This window comes from Mesorhizobium argentiipisi (SeqCode), assembly GCF_037179585.1.
Lineage (GTDB): Bacteria > Pseudomonadota > Alphaproteobacteria > Rhizobiales > Rhizobiaceae > Mesorhizobium > Mesorhizobium argentiipisi.
In genome coordinates, this window is record NZ_JAPYKO010000081.1 from 1 (window position 1) to 1,143 (window position 1,143).

Annotated in this window: 1 protein-coding gene; it reads left to right on the forward strand. The window is 64.0% G+C overall.

Features of this window, described 5'->3' with window-relative positions:
• Positions 1–61 precede the first annotated feature (61 nt).
• Positions 62–1,018, forward strand: coding sequence for an IS5 family transposase (locus tag O7A05_RS34005; RefSeq protein WP_337097783.1), 957 nt, complete (start codon positions 62–64; stop codon positions 1,016–1,018).
• The last annotated feature ends 125 nt before the right edge of the window (positions 1,019–1,143 follow it).

The following is a 1,143-nucleotide window of genomic DNA, read 5'->3' on the forward strand; positions in this document are numbered from 1 at the left end:
GGGCCTGTTGCGTAATTGGCTGGTTGTGATTCCCTGAGAAGGAAGCTCGGAGGGAATCGCAATGGCGGTGAAGCAGACGGGGCAGTTGAGCCTGGCGGAAGCATTTCTGGGCCAGAAGCTTGCAGGTGGATCCTCGCCGCTCGACCGACTGTCCGGTCTGGTGAAGTGGTATCGCTTCGAGAAGCTGCTCAACCCGCTACGCGACGGCGGACCGGGACGCGCAGCCTGGCCGCCGTTGTTGCTCTTCAAAGCGCTGCTGCTGCAGTCGCTCTATGGGCTATCAGATCGCGAACTCGAGGAAGCGCTCGGCGATCGGTTGTCATTCCGGCGCTTTGTCGGGCTTGGGCTTGAGGAGAGCATTCCCGACCACACGGTGCTGTCGCGCTTTCGCAACCTGCTTGTTGGCGAAGGGCTGATGGAGAAGCTGTTTGGCGAACTGGACCGGCAGTTGGAGAAGGCGGGCGTGATCCTGAAGCGCGGCACGATGCTAGACGCCACGCTGATCGATGCAGTCTCGGCGCCGCCGACAGCCGAGCGGCCCTCGAAGGACGCCGATGCCCGTGGCGTAAGACGGGGTAAGGGCGACTTCACCTTCGGCTACAAGGCCCATGTCGGGGTGGACGAGGGCTCTGGCCTGATCCGCACGGTGATCACCACACCGGCCAACGTCAACGACACGGTAATGGCCGATGAGTTGGTGCGCGGCGACGAGAAGGCGGTGTGGGCGGATGCCGCCTATGACACGCATGCCCGCCGTGCCAGGCTCAAGGCTGAGGGCCGCAAGCCGCGCATTGCCCGCCGCCCCAACAAGCACCATCCCGAACTGCCGCCGCGGCTCAAGCGCTACAACCGCCTGATCGCGAGACGGCGGGCAGCGGTGGAGACCACCTTCGCCACGCTCAAGAACCGCATGAAGCTGACGACGATCCGCTATATCGGATTGGCCAAGGCCGCAGCTCAAGTGACGATGGCTGCGATCGCCTTCAACATGCGCCGATGGGCCGCCATCACAGGATAGGTGCGTCCAGCATCCGGCCTGAGGCCACACCGCCACCCTCAATTCCACCCCAAAGCCAAAACGGAGCGAGACCTCGCGACCAAATCGCTCCGCGAGCCTGTCCTCGCTAACTGCGCAACAGGCCC

Coding starts and splice junctions, on each gene's coding strand:
- O7A05_RS34005 (WP_337097783.1), top strand. CDS start 62: ATGGCGGTGAAGCAGACGGGGCAGTTGAGCCTGGCGGAAGCATTTCTG.